This window comes from Variovorax sp. P1_G12 (genome assembly GCF_056405555.1).
Genome location: NZ_JBFUBW010000005.1, coordinates 141,056 through 162,298 on the forward strand (window position 1 = coordinate 141,056; position 21,243 = coordinate 162,298).

The window sequence follows — 21,243 nt, forward strand, 5'->3', positions numbered from 1 at the left end:
CCGCCTTCGCACAAGCCAAGAACCCAAGATGAGCCAGCCCACCTTCAGCGTCGCCGACATCCGCAAGTCGTTCCTCGATTTCTTTGCGACCAAGGGCCACACCGTCGTGCCCTCCAGCTCGCTGGTGCCGGCCAACGATCCGACCCTGATGTTCACCAACTCCGGGATGGTGCAGTTCAAGGACGTGTTCCTCGGCACCGACCGCCGCCCCTACGTGCGCGCGGCCTCGGTGCAGGCCTGCCTCAGGGCCGGCGGCAAGCACAACGACCTCGAGAACGTCGGCTACACGGCGCGCCACCACACCTTCTTCGAGATGCTGGGCAACTGGAGCTTCGGCGACTACTTCAAGCGCGAGTCGCTCAAGTGGGCCTTCGAGCTGCTGACCGAGGTCTACAAGCTGCCGGCCGAGAAGCTCTGGGCCACGGTCTACATCGAGGACAACGAGGCCTACGACATCTGGACCAAGGACATCGGCCTGCCGCCCGAGCGCGTGGTGCGCATCGGCGACAACAAGGGCGGCCGCTACATGTCCGACAACTTCTGGATGATGGCGGACACCGGTCCCTGCGGCCCGTGCAGCGAGATCTTCTACGACCACGGCCCCGGCATCGCGGGCGGCCCGCCCGGCAGCCCGGACGAGGACGGCGACCGCTACATCGAGATCTGGAACAACGTGTTCATGCAGTTCGACATGCAGCCCGACGGCAGCGTGAAGCCGCTGCCCGCGCCCTGCGTCGACACCGGCATGGGCCTGGAGCGGCTGGCCGCGATCCTGCAGCACGTGCACAGCAACTACGAGATCGACCTGTTCGCGGCCCTGGTCAAGGCCGCATCGCGCGAGACCGGCGAACCGGATCTGGGCAACAAGAGCCTGCGCGTGATCGCCGATCACATCCGCGCCACCGCCTTCCTGGTGGCCGACGGCGTGATCCCGTCGAACGAAGGGCGCGGCTACGTGCAGCGCCGCATCGTGCGCCGCGCGATCCGCCACGGCTACAAGCTGGGCCAGAAGAAGCCGTTCTTCCACAAGCTGGTGCCCGACCTGGTGGCGCTGATGGGCGACGCCTACCCCAAGCTGCGGGCCGACGAGAAGCGCATCACCGACACGCTGAAGGCCGAGGAAGAGCGCTTCTTCGAGACCCTGGCCAACGGCATGGAAATCCTCGACGCCGCACTGGCCGGCGACGCCAAGGTGCTGTCGGGCGAGGTCGCCTTCAAGCTGCACGACACCTACGGCTTCCCGCTCGACCTGTCGGCCGACGTCTGCCGCGAGCGCAGCGTGGCGGTCGACGAGGCGGGCTTCCATGCCGCGATGGAGAAGCAGAAGGCCGCGGGCCGCGCCGCGGGCAAGTTCAAGATGGAGCGCGCCGTCGAATACACGGGCGCGGGCAATGCCTTCACCGGCTACGAGCATCTCGAGGAAAAGGCGACGGTGGTCGCACTCTACTTCGAAGGCGCGCCGGTGCAGCAGCTGGCCGAGGGCCAGCCCGGCATCGTGGTGCTCGACACCACCCCCTTCTATGCCGAGAGCGGCGGCCAGGTCGGCGACCAGGGCGTGCTTGCCGCCGAAGGCGTGCAGTTCGGCGTCGAGGACACGCAGAAGATCAAGGCCGACGTTTATGGCCACCACGGCACGCAGACGCAGGGCACGCTGAAGGTCGGTGACAGCGTCGCCGCCCGCGTCGACACCGAACGCCGCGCCGCCACCATGCGCAACCACAGCGTCACCCACCTGATGCACAAGGCCTTGCGCGAAGTGCTGGGCGAGCACGTGCAGCAGAAGGGCTCGCTGGTCGATGCCGACAAGACGCGCTTCGACTTCGCGCACAACGCGGCCGTCACGCCCGGGCAGATCCTCGAGATCGAGCGCCGCGTGAACGCCGAGATCCTGGCCAATCAGGCGACCCAGGCGCGCCTGATGGACATGGAGTCGGCGCAGAAGACCGGCGCGATGATGCTGTTCGGCGAGAAATACGGCGACACGGTGCGCGTGCTCGACATCGGCAGCAGCCGCGAGCTCTGCGGCGGCACGCACGTTGCGCGCACCGGCGACATCGGACTCTTCAAGATCACCAGCGAAGGCGGCGTGGCCGCCGGCGTGCGCCGCATCGAGGCCGTGACCGGCGCCAACGCGCTGGCCTATCTGCAGCAGCTCGAATCCACGGTCCAGACGGTGGCCGCGACGCTCAAGACGCCCGCCTCCGAGCTGCAGGGCCGGCTCACGCAGGTGCTGGAGCAGGTGAGGGCGCTGGAGCGCGAAGTCGGCTCGCTCAAGGGCAAGCTGGCCTCGTCCAAGGGCGACGAACTGCTGGCGCAGGCGGTCGACGTCAAGGGCGTCAAGGTGCTGGCGGCCAGGCTCGACGGCGCTGACGCCAAGACGCTGCGCGACACCATGGACAAGCTCAAGGACAAGCTCAAGACCGCGGCCATCGTGCTGGCGACGATCGAGGGCGGCAAGGTCCAGATCGCGGCCGGCGTCACGGCCGACACCCTGGGCCGCGTGAAGGCCGGCGAGCTGGTCAACTTCGTCGCCCAGCAGGTCGGCGGCAAGGGCGGCGGCAAGGCCGACATGGCCATGGCCGGCGGCACCGATGCGGCCGGCGTGCCGGCGGCGCTGAAGTCGGTGCAGGGCTGGGTCGCGGAACGCGTCTAGCCGTGGCGGACGACGTGGCGGTCGACATCCTCGTGATGGGCGCCGGCACCATCGGCTCGTTCATCGGCGGCCGGCTGGCGGCGGCGAAGGTCCGCGTGACCTTCGTGGGCCGGCCGCGCGTGCTGGGCGAACTCGCACAGCACGGCCTCACGCTCACCGATCTCGACGGGCTTCAGGGCCGCGTGCCACCCGCCGAGTTGCATCTGTCCGACGTCGTGCCCGCGGGCATCCGGCCCGCACTGGTGCTGCTGACCGTCAAGAGCGGCGCGACCGCCGAAGCCGCGGCCGAGCTCGCCGCCGTCCTGCCGGCCGGCACCACCGTTCTGTCGCTGCAGAACGGCATCTCCAATGCGCGGGTCGCCGCCGAGGCCGGGCCGGGCCTGCACGTGCTGCCGGCCATGGTGCCCTACAACGTCGCCGAGATCGGCCCGGGCGCCTTCCATCGGGGAACGGAGGGCCGGTTGGCGGCGCAGGACGACCCGGCGCTGCGGCCCTGGGTGGCGGTGTTCGAGCGTGCCGGCATCCCGATCGATCTCCATGCCGATCTGCTGCCGGTGCAGTGGGGCAAGCTGCTGTTCAATCTCAACAATCCGGTCAATGCGCTGTCGGGGCTGCCGCTGCGCGACGAATTGCTCCAGCGCGGCTACCGGCGCTGCTTCGCGGCGCTGATCGACGAGGCGCTGGCCGTGCTCGGGCGGGCCGGCATCGCGCCGGCCCAGCTCGGCGCGGTGCCGCCGGCGCGGATCCCGCCGATCCTGCGGCTGCCGACGCCATTGTTCCGGCTGGTTGCGGCGCGCATGCTGCGCATCGACGCCAAGGCGCGATCGAGCATGGCGGACGACCTGGCGCGGGGCCGGCGCACCGAGATCGATGTCCTCAGCGGCGAGGTGGTGCGGCTGGCGCAAAGCCACGGCATGCAGGCGCCGCTGAATGCGCGGATGGTCGAACTGGTCCAGGCCTGGCCGGCACGCCGCGAGCGCTGGCCGGCGCGGCAATTGCTGACCCAGCTGGGGATTTAGCCCCCACGCTCCCTCATTTCGTGTGGTAGGCGGCAAGGTTCAGAGTTGCTGAGCTGATTCCCATCAGCTGGTCAAGGTTCGTGAGCGGCAGCTTCGGAGCGAAGGCGTCCATCCCATTGGTATGGGCGAGCCGACTTTCCATTTGCTCGAAAGCGGCCATCCAATGTGATCGCGCTCACCAGTCAGTTCGACGTGGAACGGCTGCTATTCCGCTTGTCAACGCGTTCCAGGAAGCCATCTACGACCGGTCCCCACAGGCCTGTCAGGGAAAGGATGTGATGGCCGTCTTGTCCCGGTAATGTTTCGAGCACATGAAAATGCCCCTGACCGCCAGCGACTTCGAAGGCGTGAAAGTTCTTGCGGCTGTGAGCAACGCTATAGAAGGGATCGTTTTTCGCATACAGCCATACGCTAGACCCGGGAAATTTTGCTCCCCTCCTGGCGATCACGGGATTGATCATCTCGGATGCAGGCCCATGTTCATCAACCCAGCCGCCCACGAAATTGAGGACACCGCGAAAGAGATCCGGTCGTACCCCGGCAAATGCCAACGCAAGGAAGCCCCCCCGAGAATGCCCGCCGATCAGCAGGTGTTCACGGTCCACGTCAGCCCTCGCAAGCAAGTGCTCGACAACACACGCCACGTCTACCAGCGCGTGCTCGAAGCCCGGAAGAGCGTATCGGGGATCGTCAGAGTACTGCGACCGATCTGGTTCGAAGCCCTCGTCGTAAAGACCGCCCGACTTTCCGCGTCCGCGTCGCTGTGGGAACATGACCATCCAGCCGCGATCATTGAAGTGCTTCGCCAATGCTGGGCTGGTCACCGTGCTGGTAAACAGCGACGGATCATTTCCAGTACCCGTCGAACCATGATTGAACACAAGCTTCGGGAAAGGACCCAGCCCGGCCGGTTTGAACGTCACCATCTCGAGCGTGATCCGCTCTCCATGTTCGAATGCCCCGGTGGGCACGCGTTCGCTCGTGCGTTGTCCTTCAGCACTCAGCTGTGATAGGACCCCAGCTATCCAGCGACCGTCGAGCTCGCACCAAAGAAGTTCAACAACATCCGGATTTCTCATCCGAAACTGGAGGCTTGCGCCGTTCGTCAGCCGACCTCGCAGTTCGCTTCCGTGAATCTGAGCGAGCACACGTTCGCTAAAGACACTCTGCCCATCGGACGCGCGCACACAAACGATCGTGGCATCGTGCAGGGAGAGTTTCTCGACTATCAGCTTGACGTCGTAACTCCGGCCCTGGCCGGCCCATCCCGACCACTGCCCGGACCAAGCTGAGACCGAAGCCGGCAGATCGCTCGACGGTTTCAGTACGGCGAGGTCTGTTGGCGCGGTAGCAATAACTGTGCTCTCCGATGCTTCCGGCTCCAAAGCACTCATGAATTCGGGCCAAATTGTCGGGTTCTCTTGGTCGGCGGTCATGTTTCATTGTCCGCCGAGCCTGAGCGATCGAGCGGCACGATCGAATGTCGGGTTGGCCGACAGCGGCCTGACTCTAGGATGCCACATGCCTCCCATTAGAGGAATGGCTCACGAACTGTGAGCGGGCCAGGTCAACAACTTTGACCAAGGCTCAACAACCGTGACTCCCAACACCAAGGGGGCCGCAGGCCGGCTTGGGGCGGCCCGGCGCCGGCCTTAGCCCGCCGGCGCCACGCTGGCGCCCTGGACCCGGTGCCGGGCCAGTGCCTCCGCCACGAAGCCGCTGGCCTTCATCTCCTCGACGAAAGCGGCCAGGGCGGCGGCGGCGTCGGGACCGCGCGAGGCGGGTGTGCCCATGGCCTGCTGGATCACCATGAAGCGACCCGGCAGCAGGCGCAGGCCGCCGTCGCGGGCGGCCTCGGCTTCGAGCACCTGGCGAATGCCCGCCGCCACCTCGGCCTGGCCGGCACGCAGGCACTCCATCACGCCCTGGGCGCCTTGCACGCGCACGATTTGCGCCTGCCCGATTTCGCGTGTGAGGAAGAGGTCGTAGGCGCTGCCGCTGCCGACCGCGATGCGCTGCCCCTCCCGGTCCACCGCGTCGTTGTCCCGGATCGCCGAGCCCGCCGGCACCAGGTAGCTGCCTTCGATCAGCACATAGGGCGCGGTGAAGCGCAGGCCTTCGCTGCGTGCCGGGTCGATGGCAAAGAAGCCGATGTCGGCCTTGTCGTTGCGCACCGCGTCGACGGAGGCGGCCGCCTTCTCGAACACGACCAGCTCGACGCTGACGCCCAGTCGATCGGCAAAGGCGCGCGCCAGATCGATCGAGACGCCGACCGGCTCGCCACTGGCGGCGTCCCTGTTCGCGAGGATCGGGTTGCCGAGATTGATGGAGGCGCGCAGCGCGCCGGTGGGCGTGAAGGCCGAAACCACGGCCGGGGGGAGGGTGGTGCTCATGGCACCGGATTCTGCCGCAGCGGGGTCCGCGCTTCGATGCGTCAGGCGACCGAAGCCTTGCGTCCCTTGCGGTAGAGAATCAGCGTCGCCACCAGCCCGCAGGCCGCGGCGACGCTGAGCCACAAGGCCGGCGCCGCCTTGTCGCCGGTCGCCTCGATCAGCCAGGTCGAGATGGCCGGCGTGAAGCCGCCGAACACCGCGGTCGCCAGGCTGTAGGCGAGCGAGAAGCCGACCACCCGGACTTCCACCGGCATCACCTCGGTCAGCGCCACGACCATGGCGCCGTTGTACATGCCGAACAGGAACGAGAACCACAGCAGCACGTCGAGCATGCGGCCGAAGCTGGGCGCCGCCGCCAGCCAGTGCATTGCCGGATAGGCCGTGAAGATGGCCAGCAGCGTGACGGCCAGCAGCAGCGGCTTGCGGCCGATGCGGTCCGACAGCGCGCCGCCGATCGGCAGCCAGATGAAGTTCGTGACCGCCACCAGCAGGGTCACGATCAGGCTGTCGCGTGCGCTCAGGTGCAGCACGGTGCGCCCGAAGGTCGGCGTGTAGACCGTGATCAGGTAGAAGGTGGTGGTGGTCATCGCGACCAGCAGCATTCCGCACAGCACCACGCGCCAGTTGCGCGCCATCGATCGGAACACCTCGCGCGTCGTCGGATGGTGCTTGCGGGCCTGGAAGGCCTCGGTCTCCTGCAGCGAGCGGCGCAGCACGAAGATGCACGGAATGATCATGCAGCCGACGAAGAATGGAATCCGCCAGCCCCAGTCGGACAGCGCGGCCGGCGCCATCAGCTCGTTGAGCGCGAAGCCCAGCGCGGCGGCCAGCACGATCGCGACCTGCTGGCTGGCCGATTGCCATGCCGTGTAGAAGCCCTTGTGGCCCGGTGTCGCCATCTCCGAGAGATAGACCGAGACGCCGCCGAGCTCGGCGCCTGCCGAGAAGCCCTGCAGCAGCCGGCCCAGCAGGACCAGCACCGGCGCGACGACGCCGATCGTGGCGTGGCCGGGCACGAAGGCGATCAGCACCGTACCGCTGGCCATGATGGCCAGCGTGACGATCAGCCCCTTGCGCCGGCCCACCTCGTCGATATAGGCGCCCAGGACGATGGCGCCCAGGGGCCGCATCAGGAAGCCGGCGCCGAAGACCGCGAAGGTCAGCATCAGCGAGGCGAAGTCGCTGCTGGCGGGGAAGAAGACCTTGGAGATGGCGGTGGCGTAGAAGCCGAACAGGAAGAAGTCGAACTGCTCGAGAAAGTTGCCGCTCGTGACGCGCAGCACGGCGCCGAGTTTGGAAGTGCTGGTCGAGGGCGCCGGGTGGCCGCTGGCGAGGGTGGCTGTGCTCATGGGTGTCTCCTGCGAATGTGCGGCCCGCGGCCGCACGGTCCGTCCATCGTAGGAAGGCAAGCTGTCGATCAGCCGTCGGCGCGCTCGGGGTATGTCCCGCCCCTGGACGTCAGGTCTTGCTCAGCGCAGCAGGTGTATGGACCGCCGGCTCCGCCGTCAAACTAAGGGTTACCACCAATATTTTGCAGGCGCTTCACCTACTATTCTTCCTTCCATCGTTTCATTAATAAATCAGTGTTTTATTAGCGAAACAGAGCGAGTTCTCCCTCCCTTCAAGGAAGCGCCTCCCATGATGAAGAAGACACGCCGCCACGCCCTGGCCTTCGCACTCTGCACCGCAGCCGCCTGCGTGGCCGGCCCGACCTGGGCCCAGACCTGGCCGACCAAGCCGATCACCCTCGTGGTCGCCTATCCCGCCGGCGGCGATACCGACGCCCTGGCCCGGCTGTTCGCGGAGAAGCTCTCGACCCGACTCGGCCAGCCGGTGGTGGTCGACAACCGGCCCGGCGCCAGCGGCGTGATCGGCAGCAGCTATGTGGCCAAGGCGCCGGCCGACGGCTACACGCTGCTGGTGGCGCCGAGCACCTTCTCGATCGCGCAGATCGTGCTCAAGACCGGTGCGGGCGCCGGCTACGACGTGGTGAACGGCTTCACGCCCATCATCCAGACCGCGCTGATGCCGCTGTTCCTGGTCTCGGGGCCGGGCAGCGGGGCGAAGAGCCTGAAGGACGTGGTGGCCACGGCGAAGAGCAGCCAGGCGCTGTCCTATGCCAGCCCGGGCAGCGGTTCGCCGATGCACATCCTGGGCGAGATGTTCAACAAGACGGCCGGCGTGAACATCAAGCACGTGCCGTACAAGGGCGTGGCGCCGGCGATCAACGATGTGCTTGGCGGCCACGTGCCGCTGACCGTGGTCACGTACGGCCCGATCGCGCCCTACCTGTCGAGCGGCAAGCTGGTGCCGCTGGCGGTCGCCGATCGCGTCCGCTCGCCGCTCGCGCCCAATGTGCCGACGCTGCAGGAGCTGGGCTACAAGGATGTCGAGGTGGTCGCCTGGAACGGGATCTTCGGTCCCAAGGGCCTGCCGCCCGAGATCGTGAAGACGCTCAACGCCCACTTCAACGAGATCCTCAAGATGCCTGACGTCGCCTCCAAGATGGCCACGCTGGGCGCGCTGCCCCTGGGCGGCACGCCCGAGACGCTTGCGAAGACCAACGCCGCCGATTTCGAACGCTTCGGCCGCGTCATCAAAGACCTCGGCATCCAAGCCGACTGAGAAGAACCCATGAGCGAACCCAGCGTCACCCCCGACCACCAGAGCCTGCAAGCCCTGCTTGCGGAACTGCCCGCCAACCTGCTCGCCGGCCGCAAGGTCCTGGTGACGGGGGCCGCGCGCGGCCTCGGGCTCGCGTTTTCCAAGTGCATCGCGGCCGCCGGCGCCGGCGTGGTGATGGCCGACATTCTCTCGGACCTGGCGCAGACCGAAGCCGCAGCGCTGCGCGAGGCCGGCTTCACGGCCCATGCGCTGGCGGTCGACTTGTCGGACCCGGCATCGATCGACGCCTGCGCCGCCGCGGCAACCGCGGCGCTCGGCGGTCTCGACGGCCTGGTCAACAACGCCGCCATCACCAATTCGGGCGGCCGCGATGCCCTGGCGCTCGACATCGACACCTGGGACCGCGTGATGCAGGTCAACGTGCGCGGCACCTGGCTCATGAGCCGGGCCTGCCGCGGCGCGCTCGCCGCTGGCGGCCGCGGCGCGATCGTCAACCTGGCGTCGGACACCGCGCTGTGGGGCGCGCCGAACTTGCTGGCCTACGCCTCGAGCAAGGGCGCCGTGATCTCGATGACGCGCTCGCTGGCGCGCGAGTGGGGCGGCGAGGGCATCACGGTCAACGCCGTGGCGCCCGGCCTCACGCTGGTCGAGGCGACCGAATACGTGCCGCTGGCCCGCCACCAGAAATACCTCGAAGGCCGCGCGATCCCGCGCGAGCAGCAGGCGGCCGACGTCTGCGGCGCGATGCTCTTTTCCCTTTCGGGCCTGTCGCGCTTCGTGACCGGCCAGCTGCTCGCCGTCAACGGCGGCTTCGTGATGCATTGATTTTTTCCGACCAAGGAGTTTTCCGATGAGCGATTTGTCCGAACAACAGAAGATCGACGCCGCCGCCAATACCCTGGCGCAGCCTGAAGGCAGCAGCCTGCAGCAATGGATGGAAACGCGCATCGCGCGCTATTCGACCCGCAAGTACGACTGGGACGCGCTCAAGTTCCAGGCCGACTTCGATCCCAAGTTCCGCCGCGCCCAGATGCGCTACGTGGGCACCGGCGGCACCGGCGTCGCCAAGGACGTGAACACCGTGCCGGCCGAGAACTTCACCTTCTCGACCATGGTGATCCCGGCCGGCCACGAAGGCCCGCCGCACCTGCACACCGACGTGGAGGAAGTGTTCTTCCTGATCCGCGGCAAGCTCAAGGTGATCATCGAGAAGGACGGCGAGCGCTTCGAGACCATCATGACCGACCGCGACCTGATCTCGGTGCCTCCCGGCGTCTACCGTGAGGAGATCAACATCGGCGACGAGGATGCGCTGATGTGCGTGATGCTGGGCGCCAAGAAGCCGGTGACGCCAACCTATCCGGCCGATCACCCGCTGGCCCAAATCAAGCGCTGAGCCCCGCTGCGCCGAGCCGATCCCGATGAGCACCGCCGCGATGAACCCCGTTGCCAGCCTGCCGCCGTCCGAACTGACGCGCCTCGAGGCGCGCTTCCCGGCGCGCCCCGTCGCGCTGCGTGACGGCAGCGTGATGTCGGTGCGCGAGTGCGGCGCGGGGCCGGTGCTGGTCTGCCTGCACGGCATCGGCTCGGGCGCCGCTTCCTGGCTCGACACCGCGCTGCTGCTCTCACCACAGGCGCGCGTGATCGCCTGGGACGCGCCCGGCTACGGCGCATCGACGCCGCTGGCACCCTCGGCGCCGAAGGCCGCCGACTACGCCGAGCGGCTCGGCGCGATGCTCGATGCCCTCGGCGTCGCCCGCTGCACCCTGGTCGGCCATTCGCTCGGCGCGTTGACTGCCGCCGCGGCCACCCGGCCCGGTTCGGCGCTGGCGGCGCGCATCGAGCGGCTGGTGCTGATCAGCCCGGCGGCTGGCTACGGCGCCCCCGAGCGCGCCGAAACCCGCCAGCGCGTGCGCACCCTGCGGCTCGACACCCTGGTGCGCGCCGGCGTTGCAGGCATGGCCGCGCAAGCCGACGCCCGGCTGCTGTCCGCCAACGCGAGCGAGCAGGCACGCCAGTGGGTGCGCTGGAACATGGCGCGCCTGAACGAAGGCGGCTACCGCCAGGCGGTCGAGCTGCTGTGCGGCGGCGAGCTGCTGGCCGACCTGCCGCCGGCGATGCCGGTGCGCGTGGCCTGCGGCGCGCTCGACATCGTCACGCCGCCCGCCGGCTGCGCCGAGGTGGCGCAGAAGTGCGGCGTGGCGCTCGAGCTGATCGCCGATACGGGCCATGCGAGCTACGTCGAGAGGCCGGAAGCCGTCGCGGCGCTGCTGCGCGACGTTCTGGCATCCTGAAAACGACCCAGACAACAACCCAGAGGCACCATGGCTACCAACGACATCGATCCCATCGACGAAGGCGCGGACCGCTACAACGTTCCCGCGCTCGAGCGCGGGCTGCGCCTGCTGTGCGAGTTCAGCCGCGAGAACCGCTCACTCTCGGCGCCCGAGCTGGCGCGCCGCTTCGACCTGCCGCGCTCGACCGTGTTCCGGCTCCTGACCACGCTCGAGAACATGGGCTTCCTCGAGCGCGCCGAAGGCGGGCGCGACTACCGCCTCGGGCTGTCGGTGCTGCGCCTGGGCTTCGAATACCTGGCCTCGCTGGAGCTCACGCAGCTCGGGACGCCGCTCCTGCAGCGCCTGTGCGACGACCTGCGCACGCCGTGCAACCTGGTGGTGCGCGACGGCCGATCGATCGTCTACGTGGCGAAGGTCGCTCCGCCCACGCCGTTCGCGAGTTCGGTGACCGTCGGCACGCGGCTGCCCGCGCATGCCACGGTGCTCGGTCGCGTCCTGCTCGAAGACCTGACGCTGGTGCAACTGCGCGCGCTCTATCCCGAAGGCCGGCTCGAGTCCTTCTCGCCGAGCACGCCGGTCTCGGTCGACCAGTTGTTCGACATGGTCCAGGCCGACCGCCAGCGCGGCTACGTGCTGGGCGAAGGTTTCTTCGAATCCAACATTTCCACCATCGCCGCGCCGGTGCGCGACCACAGCGGCCACATCGTGGCGGCGCTGGGCGCGACCATCACCTCGGGCCACATCGAAGAAAGCCGGATGGACGAGATGGTGCAGCGCGTGCGCCAGAGCGCCGACGAGATCTCCGGCCTGCTGAACTATTCGCCGGCCCCCGCGGGCCGGGTGATCCCTCTTCGCGGCAGCGACCGCGCCTGAGCGCAGCCGACCAAAGAAAATGACGATGCCTCACCTGTCCTCGAACTTCTTCGCCGCCGATGCGCTGGCCGGCCGCGTGGCCGTGGTCACCGGCGGCTCCTCCGGCATCGGCCTGGCGACCGTCGAGCTGCTGCTGGACTGCGGCGCCGCGGTGGCGCTGTGCGGCCGCAACGTCGAGCGGCTCGACCGCGCGGTGGCCGGCCTGCGCGCCACGCGTCCCGAGGCCCGCCTCTTCGCCCGCACCTGCGACGTGCTCGATGCGGTGTCGGTGAAGCGTTTCGCCGCCGAGAGCGAAGCCGCGCTCGGCCCGGCCTCGATGCTGATCAACAACGCGGGGCAGGGGCGCGTGTCCACCTTCGCCGATACCGACGACCAGGCCTGGAGCGACGAGCTGCACCTGAAGTTCTTCTCGGTGATCCACCCGACGCGCGCCTTCCTGCCGCAGCTCACGGCGCAGCGCGCGGTGCTCGGCGATGCGGCGATCGTCTGCGCCAATTCGCTGCTCGCGCGCCAGCCCGAGCCGCACATGGTCGCCACCTCGGCGGCCCGCGCCGGCCTGCTGAGCCTGGTGCGCTCGATGGCCACCGAGTTCGCGCCGCAGGGCGTGCGGGTCAACGGCATCCTGATCGGCCTGGTCGAGTCGGGCCAGTGGCGCCGCCGCTTCGAGGCCCGTGCGCAGACCGAGCTCGACTGGGCCGCCTGGAGCGGCCAGCTCGCGCACGACAAACACATCCCGCTGGGTCGCCTGGGGCTTCCGATCGAAGCCGCGCGCGCGATTCTTTTCCTCGCTTCACCGCTCGCGTCCTATACGACGGGCAGCCACATCGACATTTCCGGAGGCCATTCCCGCCATGCATAACCCACACAACACCGTCACGGTCGGCGCCGTCGTCGCCGCCTTCCTCGAGCAATGCGGCGTCAAGGCGGCGTTCGGCGTCATCTCGATCCACAACATGCCGATCCTCGATGCCTTCGCGCAGCGCGGCGCGATCCGCTTCATCTCGTCGCGGGGCGAAGCGGGTGCCGGCAACATGGCCGACGCCTATGCGCGCTCCACCGCGAGCCTTGGCGTGTGCATCACCAGCACCGGTCCCGCCGCCGGCAACATCGCCGGCAGCATGGTCGAGGCGCTGACCGCCGGCGCGCCGCTGCTGCACCTCACGGGCCAGATCGAGACGCCCTACATCGACCGCGGCATGTCGTACATCCACGAGGCACCGGACCAGCTCACGATGCTCAAGGCCATCTCCAAGGCCGCCTTCCGCGTGCGCAGCGTCGAGACCGTGCTCGGTACCCTGAAGCGCGCGGTGCAGGTCGCGATGACCGCGCCCACCGGCCCCGTCAGCGTCGAGATTCCGATCGACATCCAGTCGGCGCTCACCACGATGCCGGCCGACCTGTCGCCGCTGCCGATCGAGGCCCCTGTGCCGTCGGAAGCCGGTCTCGACGCCCTGGCCGCGAGCCTTGCCAAGGCCAGGCGCCCCTTGCTGTGGGTCGGCGGCGGTGCGCGCCACGCCCGTGCGGCCATCCAGCGCCTGCAGAAGCTCGGCTTCGGCGTGGTCACCACCACCCAGGGCCGCGGCACGGTGCCCGAGGACGATGCCGGCTCGCTCGGCGCCTACAACATCCAGAAGCCGGTCGAGGCCCTCTACCAGACCTGCGACGCAATGCTCGTGGTCGGTTCGCGCCTGCGCGGCAACGAGACGCTCAAGTACGAGCTGAAGCTGCCGCGCCCGCTGTACCGCATCGACGCCGATGCCGCCGCCGAAGGCCGCTGCTACGCCTCCGAAGCCTTCGTCTGCGGCGATTCCGCGCTGGCGCTCGAAGGCCTCGCCGATCGCCTCGAAGCCGCGAAGTACCAGGCCGACCCCCAGCTGCTGGTCGACCTGCGCGCCGCGCACGACCAGGCCGTCGCGACGCTGCGCGACGGCCTCGGCCCGTACGCCGAACTGGTTCGCCAGATCCAGTCGGTGGCCGGCCGCAGTTTCAACTGGGTGCGCGACGTGACTGTCTCCAACAGCACCTGGGGCAACCGCGAGCTGCGCATCTTCGAACCCAGCGCCGGCGTGCACGCCACGGGCGGCGGCATCGGCCAGGGCATGCCCATGGCCATTGGCGCGGCGATCGGCGCGGTGGTGACCGGTTCGGGCCGCAAGACCTTCTGCCTGGCCGGCGACGGCGGCTTCATCCTGAACCTGGGCGAGCTGGCCTGCATGGTGCAGGAGAAGGCCCCCATGGTGATCGTGCTGATGAACGACAAGAGCTACGGCGTCATCAAGAACATCCAGGACGCGCAGTACGGCGGCCGCCAGTGCTACGCCGAGCTGCATACGCCCGACTACGACCTGCTGTGTCGGTCGATCGCCCTGCCGCATGCGCGCGTGCAGAAGCTGGCCGACCTGCCGGCCCGCCTGGACGAGGCGCTGGCGACCGACGGTCCCTTCCTGCTCGAGATCGACATGCTGTCCATCGGCGGCTTCAAGAGCACCTTCGCGGGTCCGCCGACCAACACGATCACGCAGATTCCTGCGCTCGGCACGGCCAAGTGAGCGGAGGCCTTCGCATGTCCGCCATCACGCGCATTGCACTCGTCGGCTGCGGCGCCATCGGTGCCTCGATGCTCGAACTGCTCCAGGCCGACACGGCGCTGGAGGTCAAGGCCATCGTCGTGCCGGCCGACGCCTTCGCTGCGGCGCAGGCCACGGCCCAGCGGCTCGCACCGGGCGCGCAGCTCGTGTCGTCGGTTCCGCTCGAAGGCATCGACCTGGTCGTCGAAGCGGCGGGCCATGCGGCGATCGAGGCGCATGTGCTGCCGGCCCTGCAGCGCGGCACCCCTTGCATCGTGGCCTCGGTGGGCGCGCTCTCGGCCGCGGGCCTCGCTGAAAAGCTCGAATCCGCGGCGCTCGCGGGCGGCACGCAGGTCCAATTGATCGCCGGTGCGATCGGCGCCATCGACGCGCTGGCCGCGGCCCGCATCGGCGGCCTCGACGAGGTGCGCTACACCGGCCGCAAACCGCCGCGCGCCTGGAAGGGCACGCCGGCCGAGCAGGGCCGCGATCTCGATGCGCTGACGAGCGAGATCGTGATCTTCGAAGGCAGCGCGCGCGAAGCCGCAACGCTCTACCCGAAAAACGCCAACGTGGCCGCCACCGTGTCGCTCGCCGGCCTCGGGCTGGACCGCACCCTGGTGCGCCTGATCGCCGATCCGGCGGTGGCCGACAACGTCCACGTGGTCGAGGCCCAAGGCGCCTTCGGCAGCTTCGAACTCACGATGCGCAACAAGCCGCTCGCAGCGAATCCCAAGACCTCCGCGTTGACGGTCTACAGCGCCGTGCGTGCACTGCGCAACCGTGTCGCGGCCATGGCGATCTGAAACCAGGGAACCCCGATGATTTCTTCCGAACTCCTTCCCCTCAACATCGCAGGCGTTTGGCGCCTGGGCGGCGGCGACGTCTACGAGAGCCTCTATCCGGCCACCGGCGAACCGATCGCGCGCCTCAGGGCCGCGAGCCTGGCCGACGTCGACGAAGCCATCACGCGCGCGCACCACGCCTTCCTGACCAGCGGCTGGGCGCAGATGCTGCCGCACCAGCGCGCGACGGTGCTGCACCGGGTGGCGCAGCTGATCCGCGAGCAGGGCGAGGTGCTGGCCCAGAAGCAGCGCCTGGACAACGGCAAGCCGATCAGCGAGACCCGCAACCTGGTGGCCAGCGCCGCCGGCACCTTCCAGTTCTTCGCCGCTGCGCTCGAGACGCTCGAAGACACCATCACGCCGTCGCGCGGCCCCTTCGTCACGATGAGCGTGCACGAGCCGATGGGCGTGGTGGCGGCGATCACGCCGTGGAATTCGCCGATCGCGAGCGAGGCGCAGAAGCTGGCGCCGGCGCTGGCCGCGGGCAACGCGGTGGTGGTCAAGCCGGCCGAGGTGACGCCCCTGATGGCGCTCGAGCTGGCCCGCATCTGCGAGGAGGCCGGCGTGCCCAAGGGCATCGTCAGCGTGCTGCCGGGCAAGGGCTCGGTGATCGGCGACGCCATCACCAAGCATCCGCTGGTCAAGCGCGTGTCCTTCACCGGCGGCACCACCACGGGCCGGCACATTGCGCACATCGCGGCCGACAAGATGATGCCGGTCTCGCTCGAGCTCGGCGGCAAGTCGCCGACCATGGTGCTCGACGACGCCGACCTCGACCACGCGGTCAATGGCGTGCTCTACGGCATCTTCAGCTCTTCGGGCGAATCCTGCATCGCGGGCTCGCGCCTGTTCGTCGCGCGGTCGATCTACGACGAGTTCCTGACCCGCCTGGCCGAGGGCGCCAACGCGCTGCGCGTGGGTGACCCGGCCGCCGAGAGCACGCAGATGGGGCCGCTGATCACCGCCAAGCACCGCGAGGGCATCGAGCGCTACGTGGAGCTCGGCGTGTCCGAGGGCGGGCGCATCCGCACCGGCGGCGTGCGGCCGCACGGCGACGGCCTGGAGCGCGGCTACTTCTACACCCCGACGATCCTCGAAGGCCTCACCAACAGCGCGCGCATCAGCCAGGAAGAGATCTTCGGCCCGGTGCTGGTCGCGATGCCCTTCGACAACGAAGAGGAACTGATCAAGCAAGCCAACGACAGCGTCTACGCGCTGGCCGCGGGCGTCTGGAGCCGCGACTTCAAGCGCGCCTGGCGGCTCGGCCGCGCGGTGCAGGCGGGCACGGTCTGGGTCAACACCTACAAGCAGTTCTCGGTCTCGACCCCGTTCGGCGGCTGGCGCGACAGCGGCCTGGGCCGCGAGAAGGGCCGCGAGGGCATCTTCCAGTACATGGAGCAGAAGAGCATGTACTGGGGCACCAACGATCAACCGCTGCCCTGGGCAGGCCTATGACAGCGATGGAGATTTTGATATGAGCGTATTGGGCATCGACCAGATCACCTATGCGGCGGACGACCTCGCCACTTGCCGCACGTTCTTCCAGGACTGGGGCCTCACGCTGAAGTCCGAGGCCGCCGACGAACTGGTCTTCGAATGCCTCAACGGCTGCAAGGTGGTCGTCGCGGCCCTGGACAAGCCGGGCCTGCCGCCGGCGATGGAAGAGGGCCCGACCCTGCGCGAAGTGGTGTGGGGCGTCGAGAACGACGCCGACCTCGAGCGTTACGCGGCGGCCATCGCCAAGGACCCCGGCTTCGTCGATGCGACGGTCGACGGCGCGCGCCGCATCGGCTGCATCGACCCGAACGGCCTGGCCGTGCGGCTGCAGGTCAGCCGCAAGCACGCGGTCGAGATCGACTGCGGCGCGATGAACACCTGGAACGACAAGCCGCGCGTGGACCGGCCGGCGCCGGTGTACGAGCGCGCGACGCCGATCGAGGTCGGCCACGTGGTGTTCTTCGTCGGCGACGTCAAGACCACCGGTGCCTTCTATGCGGACCGTTTCGGCTTCGTCTCTTCCGACAGCTACCCGAACCGCGGCGCCTTCATGCGCTGCGCAGCGGAAGGCGGGCACCACGACCTGTTCCTGCTGCAGCTGCCCTCGGGCAAGCGCGGGCTCAACCATGTGGCCTTCACCGTGCGCGACATCCACGAGGTGTTCGGCGGCGGCCTGCATTTCTCGCGCCGCGGCTGGGAAACGCAGCTCGGCCCGGGCCGCCATCCGGTCTCCTCCGCCTACTTCTGGTACTTCAAGAACCCGGCCGGCGGCCTGATCGAGTACTACGCCGACGAGGACCAGCTGACGGCCGCATGGCAGCCGCGCGAGTTCGAGCCGGGCCCGACCGTGTTCGCCGAATGGGCGGTCGATGGCGGCCTCGACGGCCATACGCGCCGGCAGAAGAACGCCGAAGGTCCCAAGGGGGCCTTCCTGACCGAAAAGAAGTGAGCGCAATCCCGATGACACGACGCACTTCCATTCCGCGCCTTCTTTTCGGCACCGCCTTGCTGGCGTTCGCGGCCCTCACGTCCGCGCAGGCGCAGAGCGAGGCCCAGAAGCAGCTGGCCGCCGAGCGCTTCACGATCGTCTCGCCGTTCCCGCCGGGCGGCCCGGTCGACACGCTGGCGCGGGTGCTCTCCGAAGGACTCGCGAAGCGCTACGGCCAGCCGGCCGTGGTCGAGAACCTCGCGGGCGCAGCCGGCAACATCGGCATCGACAAGGTGAAGCGCGCCAAGGGCGACGGCCACACGCTGCTGGTGGTGCCGGCCGGCAACCTCACGATCAACCCGACCCTGATGCCGAACTTCCCGTTCAGCATCGAGCGCGACTTCGTGCCGGTGACGATGCTCGCGACCGCACCCAACGTGCTGGTGGCCGCCCCCGCATCCGGCTTCAAGGACGCGAAGCAGGTGGTCGCCCAGGCCAAGGCCAGGCCCGGCACCTTGTCGTACGCGTCGCCCGGCGTGGGCAGCGGCCTGCACCTGGCGGGCGAGCTGTTCAAGCAGCAGGCCGGTGTCGACCTGCTGCACGTCCCCTACAAGGGCACCGCGCCGGCGCTCAACGACGTCCTCGGCGGCGTGGTGCCGCTGATGTTCAGCAACCTGCCGGCCACGCTGCCCTTCATCAAGAGCGGCAAGCTGGTCGCGCTCGGCGTGACCGAGGCCAAGCGCAGCCCGGTCGCGCCCGAGATCCCGACGCTCGCCGAGCAGGGCATCCAGGGCGTGAACGTGACCTCCTGGTACGGCCTGCTGGCACCGGCCGGAACGCCGCCCGCGGTCGCCGACCAGCTCGCCAGGGACGCCGCCGAGATCCTCGCCGCACCCGATGTGCGCGAGCGCCTCAAGGCCCAGGGCATGACCGACGCATCGATGAAGCCGGCCGAATTCGCCGCCGCGATCCGCGACGAGACCGCGGTCTGGGCAAAGATCATCAAGGCCCGGAACATCGTGGCCGAGTAAGCCTGAGAGGGATCCCATGGCCACCACCGCATCGACTTCCGGCGCCCACTTTTGAACCACATTCTTCTACCGATGGAGCGAACCATGACCGACCGTTATCTCGATCCCCACCAGGCGCGCGAGCGCACCCCCACCACCTACGAGGACCTGCTCGGCGATGCGATCGAGCGCGCCTTCGCGGCCGGCGTCCATGACCTCGCCGGCCTGGTCGAGCGGCTCAACGACAGCGGCCTGGCCAGCCCCAGCGGCAAGGCCTGGACCGAGGCCATCTACCGCGAAGAGATGGCGACGCTCGGCGCCTGAGCACCCATTCGAAAGGACCCATCATGACCACCCCCCACGCTGAACCGGTCGATCAACTGCTCGAGATCGGCCTGAAGGATCTCTGGTATCCGATCTGCCCCTCGGGCTTCATCAAGGAATCGCCCGTCTCGCTGCGCCGCCTGGGCCGCAAGTTCGCGTTCTGGCGCGACCATGGCGGCAAGCTGCACGCGCTGGAAGACCGCTGCCCGCACCGCGGCGCGCCGCTGTCGCAGGGCGTGATCCTGGGCGACCGGCTTTCCTGCCCTTACCACGGGGTCGAGGTGCGCTGCGACGGCGTCGCCGTTCGCGTGCCGGGCAGCCCCGGCTGCAAGCTCGAGGGATCGCAGTCCACGCGCTTCTTCCACGTCGAGGAGCGTGCCGGCGCCGTCTGGCTCTACAACTCGAAGGAGTCGGTCGAGACGCCGCCGCCGCTGGTGCTGCCCGAACAGCTGACCGACGACGCGCAGTACTCCAGCTTCCTCTGCTACGCCGAGTGGAAGGGCGACTACCGCTACGTGCTGGACAACGTGATGGACCCGATGCACGGCACCTACCTCCACAAGCAGTCGCACTCGATGGCCGAAGGCGACTCGACCGCCAAGTTCGGCATCCGCGCGACCGACACCGGCTTCGTGTTCGAGAAGGAAGGCCAGCGCAACGTCAACTTCGACTGGACCGAGTGGGCCGACACCGGCCTGCACTGGATGCGCCTCGAGATCCCGTACCCCAAGACCGGCGGGCCGGGCGGCAACTTCATCATCATCGGCAGCTACACGCCGATCTCGCCGACGCTGTCGTGCGCCTTCCATTGGCGCGTGCGCAAGCTGCCGGTGGGCTGGGAGCGCGACACCTGGCGCTTCCTCTACAAGAACCGGCTCGAGGCGCGCCACTGGCACGTGCTCGAACAGGATCGCGTGCTGATCGAGAACATGGAGCCCGACGCCAACCAGCACGAGCAGCTCTATCAGCACGACCTCGGCATCGTGCGCCTGCGCCGCCACATGCGCGGGCTGGCACAGCAGCAGCTCGAAGGCACGTCCGCCTGATGACCGCGCCGGCCGCCACGGCGCTGCGGCGCATCGCCTTCGCGCGGCTCGACGTCGACCTGCGCACCGCCTACTGACAACCTTTCTTCGAGGTTCCGCCATGTCTTCCCCCACGCTGAACGCCCTGGTGCACACGATGCGCTACGAAGCGGACGGCATCGTGAGCGTCGAGTTCCGCCCGGCCACGCCGGCGGTGGACTTCCCCGCCTTCGAGGCCGGCTCCCACATCGACCTGCACCTGCCCAACGGGCTGGTGCGCAGCTACTCGCTGTGCAACCCGGCCAGCGACCGCCAGCGCTACGTCGTCGGCGTGCTGAACGACCGCAAGAGCCGCGGCGGGTCGCGCTACGTGCACCAGCAGCTGCGCGTCGGCATGACGCTGCCGATCTCGCACCCACGCAACAACTTCAAGCTCGAAGAGAGCGCCGGCCGCTCGGTACTGGTGGCGGGCGGCATCGGCGTGACGCCGATCTGGTGCATGCTCCAGCGGCTCGCGGCCATCGGCCAGCCGGTCGAGCTGATCTATTGCGCGCGCTCGCGCAAGGAGTCCGCCTTCTGCGAGGCCATTGCGGCCCTGGCGGCCGAGAAGTCGATCCCGCTGACCTGGCATTTCGACGAAGAGCAGGGCGGCCCGCCCGATCTCGCGGCGCTGCTCGGCGGCAAGGGAAACGACAGCCACTACTACTGCTGCGGCCCGACGCCGATGCTCGACGGCTTCGAGAAGACCTGCGAGCAGCTGGGCTACCCGAACGCCCACATCGAACGCTTCGCGGCCTTGCACGTCGAAGCGCCGAGCACGACCCAGAGCTACATGGTCGAGTGCGCGAAGAGCGGCAAGACGGTCGAGGTGCCGCCCGGCAAGTCGATCCTGGACAGCCTGATCGACGCCGGCCTGAACCCTGACCACAGCTGCAAGGAAGGCGTCTGCGGCGCCTGCGAAACCAAGGTGCTCGACGGCGAGATCGACCACCACGACGGCATCCTGACCAAGCTGGAACGGGCATCGAACAAGACCATGATGATCTGCGTCTCGGGCTGCAAGCGCGGCCCGCTGGTGCTCGACATCTGAGGTCAGGAAGACTCATCGACGGGGAGCGGAAGACATGAAGAGAGCTCTTGGGGCCATGGCCGCATACGCAGCCACATCCTGGGCCCGCGCGCCATCG

At 68.6% G+C, this 21,243-nt stretch carries 20 protein-coding genes; 16 read left to right on the forward strand and 4 right to left on the reverse strand.

The window, feature by feature from the left end:
* Nucleotides 1-28: 28 nt before the first annotated feature.
* Entirely contained in the window at nt 29-2,653 is a 2,625-nt protein-coding gene (alaS, locus tag AC1D2O_RS07690) for an alanine--tRNA ligase (RefSeq protein ID WP_478092120.1), read from the forward strand.
* Nucleotides 2,654-2,688: 35 nt separating this feature from the next.
* Entirely contained in the window at nt 2,689-3,672 is a 984-nt protein-coding gene (locus AC1D2O_RS07695) for a 2-dehydropantoate 2-reductase (RefSeq protein ID WP_478092123.1), read from the forward strand.
* Nucleotides 3,673-3,685: 13 nt separating this feature from the next.
* Here AC1D2O_RS07695 and AC1D2O_RS07700 read toward each other — a convergent pair whose 3' ends face one another.
* The 4 genes from AC1D2O_RS07700 to tcuC all read right to left on the reverse strand — a co-directional run bounded on the left by AC1D2O_RS07700 (nt 3,686) and on the right by tcuC (nt 7,414).
* Nucleotides 3,686-3,832 (reverse strand): hypothetical protein, encoded by a 147-nt coding sequence (locus AC1D2O_RS07700; protein ID WP_478156648.1) that lies wholly within the window; start codon nt 3,830-3,832, stop codon nt 3,686-3,688.
* A gap of 22 nt (nt 3,833-3,854) precedes the next feature.
* Nucleotides 3,855-5,108, reverse strand: coding sequence for an alpha/beta hydrolase family protein (locus AC1D2O_RS07705; protein WP_478092122.1), 1,254 nt, complete (start codon nt 5,106-5,108; stop codon nt 3,855-3,857).
* A 216-nt stretch (nt 5,109-5,324) separates the two neighbouring features.
* Nucleotides 5,325-6,065, reverse strand: coding sequence for a transporter substrate-binding domain-containing protein (locus tag AC1D2O_RS07710; RefSeq protein ID WP_478093466.1), 741 nt, complete (start codon nt 6,063-6,065; stop codon nt 5,325-5,327).
* A 41-nt stretch (nt 6,066-6,106) separates the two neighbouring features.
* Entirely contained in the window at nt 6,107-7,414 is a 1,308-nt protein-coding gene (tcuC, locus tag AC1D2O_RS07715; RefSeq protein ID WP_478093468.1) for a tricarballylate/proton symporter TcuC, read from the reverse strand.
* 292 nt (nt 7,415-7,706) lie between these two features.
* Here tcuC and AC1D2O_RS07720 point away from each other — a divergent pair, with 292 nt between their 5' ends.
* The 14 genes from AC1D2O_RS07720 to AC1D2O_RS07785 all read left to right on the forward strand — a co-directional run bounded on the left by AC1D2O_RS07720 (nt 7,707) and on the right by AC1D2O_RS07785 (nt 21,146).
* Nucleotides 7,707-8,690: a Bug family tripartite tricarboxylate transporter substrate binding protein gene (locus tag AC1D2O_RS07720; protein WP_478093474.1), complete on the forward strand. Its 984-nt coding sequence runs from the start codon at nt 7,707-7,709 to the stop codon at nt 8,688-8,690.
* Between the two features lie 9 nt (nt 8,691-8,699).
* Entirely contained in the window at nt 8,700-9,515 is an 816-nt protein-coding gene (locus tag AC1D2O_RS07725) for an SDR family oxidoreductase (RefSeq protein WP_478093470.1), read from the forward strand.
* Between the two features lie 25 nt (nt 9,516-9,540).
* Nucleotides 9,541-10,086: a cupin domain-containing protein gene (locus AC1D2O_RS07730; RefSeq protein ID WP_478093472.1), complete on the forward strand. Its 546-nt coding sequence runs from the start codon at nt 9,541-9,543 to the stop codon at nt 10,084-10,086.
* Nucleotides 10,087-10,111: 25 nt separating this feature from the next.
* Nucleotides 10,112-10,984: an alpha/beta fold hydrolase gene (locus AC1D2O_RS07735; RefSeq protein WP_478156650.1), complete on the forward strand. Its 873-nt coding sequence runs from the start codon at nt 10,112-10,114 to the stop codon at nt 10,982-10,984.
* A 30-nt stretch (nt 10,985-11,014) separates the two neighbouring features.
* Entirely contained in the window at nt 11,015-11,860 is an 846-nt protein-coding gene (locus tag AC1D2O_RS07740; protein WP_478091651.1) for an IclR family transcriptional regulator, read from the forward strand.
* 19 nt (nt 11,861-11,879) lie between these two features.
* Nucleotides 11,880-12,719 carry an SDR family oxidoreductase gene (locus tag AC1D2O_RS07745; RefSeq protein ID WP_478091653.1) on the forward strand — a complete coding sequence of 280 codons (840 nt, stop codon included), beginning with the start codon at nt 11,880-11,882 and terminating at the stop codon, nt 12,717-12,719.
* Nucleotides 12,712-14,409: a thiamine pyrophosphate-binding protein gene (locus AC1D2O_RS07750; RefSeq protein WP_478091654.1), complete on the forward strand. Its 1,698-nt coding sequence runs from the start codon at nt 12,712-12,714 to the stop codon at nt 14,407-14,409. The genes AC1D2O_RS07745 and AC1D2O_RS07750 overlap by 8 nt, the downstream gene beginning before the upstream one ends.
* Before the next feature lie 14 nt (nt 14,410-14,423).
* The gene (locus tag AC1D2O_RS07755; RefSeq protein WP_478091655.1) at nt 14,424-15,233 is read left to right on the forward strand and encodes an aspartate dehydrogenase; all 810 of its coding nucleotides are present in this window, start codon (nt 14,424-14,426) and stop codon (nt 15,231-15,233) included.
* Between the two features lie 15 nt (nt 15,234-15,248).
* Nucleotides 15,249-16,727 carry an aldehyde dehydrogenase gene (locus AC1D2O_RS07760; RefSeq protein WP_478091657.1) on the forward strand — a complete coding sequence of 493 codons (1,479 nt, stop codon included), beginning with the start codon at nt 15,249-15,251 and terminating at the stop codon, nt 16,725-16,727.
* A gap of 19 nt (nt 16,728-16,746) precedes the next feature.
* Nucleotides 16,747-17,718: a VOC family protein gene (locus AC1D2O_RS07765; protein ID WP_478091658.1), complete on the forward strand. Its 972-nt coding sequence runs from the start codon at nt 16,747-16,749 to the stop codon at nt 17,716-17,718.
* Between the two features lie 11 nt (nt 17,719-17,729).
* Nucleotides 17,730-18,728, forward strand: a complete 999-nt coding sequence (locus AC1D2O_RS07770; protein ID WP_478156652.1) for a Bug family tripartite tricarboxylate transporter substrate binding protein — start codon at nt 17,730-17,732, stop codon at nt 18,726-18,728.
* 84 nt (nt 18,729-18,812) lie between these two features.
* A complete protein-coding gene (locus AC1D2O_RS07775) occupies nt 18,813-19,031 on the forward strand; it encodes a recombinase-like helix-turn-helix domain-containing protein (RefSeq protein WP_478090574.1) in 219 nt (72 codons plus the stop codon).
* A 23-nt stretch (nt 19,032-19,054) separates the two neighbouring features.
* Entirely contained in the window at nt 19,055-20,077 is a 1,023-nt protein-coding gene (locus tag AC1D2O_RS07780) for a Rieske 2Fe-2S domain-containing protein (protein WP_478090575.1), read from the forward strand.
* Nucleotides 20,078-20,177: 100 nt separating this feature from the next.
* Nucleotides 20,178-21,146, forward strand: coding sequence for a PDR/VanB family oxidoreductase (locus AC1D2O_RS07785; protein ID WP_478090576.1), 969 nt, complete (start codon nt 20,178-20,180; stop codon nt 21,144-21,146).
* Nucleotides 21,147-21,243: the final 97 nt, after the last annotated feature.

Excerpts from the sequence above, each read along its gene's own strand:
- alaS (WP_478092120.1), top strand. The coding sequence starts at position 29 with ATGAGCCAGCCCACCTTCAGCGTCGCCGACATCCGCAAGTCGTTCCTC.
- AC1D2O_RS07695 (WP_478092123.1), top strand. The coding sequence starts at position 2,689 with ATGGGCGCCGGCACCATCGGCTCGTTCATCGGCGGCCGGCTGGCGGCG.
- AC1D2O_RS07700 (WP_478156648.1), bottom strand. The coding sequence starts at position 3,832 with ATGGCCGCTTTCGAGCAAATGGAAAGTCGGCTCGCCCATACCAATGGG.
- AC1D2O_RS07705 (WP_478092122.1), bottom strand. The coding sequence starts at position 5,108 with ATGACCGCCGACCAAGAGAACCCGACAATTTGGCCCGAATTCATGAGT.
- AC1D2O_RS07710 (WP_478093466.1), bottom strand. The coding sequence starts at position 6,065 with ATGAGCACCACCCTCCCCCCGGCCGTGGTTTCGGCCTTCACGCCCACC.
- tcuC (WP_478093468.1), bottom strand. The coding sequence starts at position 7,414 with ATGAGCACAGCCACCCTCGCCAGCGGCCACCCGGCGCCCTCGACCAGC.
- AC1D2O_RS07720 (WP_478093474.1), top strand. The coding sequence starts at position 7,707 with ATGAAGAAGACACGCCGCCACGCCCTGGCCTTCGCACTCTGCACCGCA.
- AC1D2O_RS07725 (WP_478093470.1), top strand. The coding sequence starts at position 8,700 with ATGAGCGAACCCAGCGTCACCCCCGACCACCAGAGCCTGCAAGCCCTG.
- AC1D2O_RS07730 (WP_478093472.1), top strand. The coding sequence starts at position 9,541 with ATGAGCGATTTGTCCGAACAACAGAAGATCGACGCCGCCGCCAATACC.
- AC1D2O_RS07735 (WP_478156650.1), top strand. The coding sequence starts at position 10,112 with ATGAGCACCGCCGCGATGAACCCCGTTGCCAGCCTGCCGCCGTCCGAA.
- AC1D2O_RS07740 (WP_478091651.1), top strand. The coding sequence starts at position 11,015 with ATGGCTACCAACGACATCGATCCCATCGACGAAGGCGCGGACCGCTAC.
- AC1D2O_RS07745 (WP_478091653.1), top strand. The coding sequence starts at position 11,880 with ATGACGATGCCTCACCTGTCCTCGAACTTCTTCGCCGCCGATGCGCTG.
- AC1D2O_RS07750 (WP_478091654.1), top strand. The coding sequence starts at position 12,712 with ATGCATAACCCACACAACACCGTCACGGTCGGCGCCGTCGTCGCCGCC.
- AC1D2O_RS07755 (WP_478091655.1), top strand. The coding sequence starts at position 14,424 with ATGTCCGCCATCACGCGCATTGCACTCGTCGGCTGCGGCGCCATCGGT.
- AC1D2O_RS07760 (WP_478091657.1), top strand. The coding sequence starts at position 15,249 with ATGATTTCTTCCGAACTCCTTCCCCTCAACATCGCAGGCGTTTGGCGC.
- AC1D2O_RS07765 (WP_478091658.1), top strand. The coding sequence starts at position 16,747 with ATGAGCGTATTGGGCATCGACCAGATCACCTATGCGGCGGACGACCTC.
- AC1D2O_RS07770 (WP_478156652.1), top strand. The coding sequence starts at position 17,730 with ATGACACGACGCACTTCCATTCCGCGCCTTCTTTTCGGCACCGCCTTG.
- AC1D2O_RS07775 (WP_478090574.1), top strand. The coding sequence starts at position 18,813 with ATGACCGACCGTTATCTCGATCCCCACCAGGCGCGCGAGCGCACCCCC.
- AC1D2O_RS07780 (WP_478090575.1), top strand. The coding sequence starts at position 19,055 with ATGACCACCCCCCACGCTGAACCGGTCGATCAACTGCTCGAGATCGGC.
- AC1D2O_RS07785 (WP_478090576.1), top strand. The coding sequence starts at position 20,178 with ATGTCTTCCCCCACGCTGAACGCCCTGGTGCACACGATGCGCTACGAA.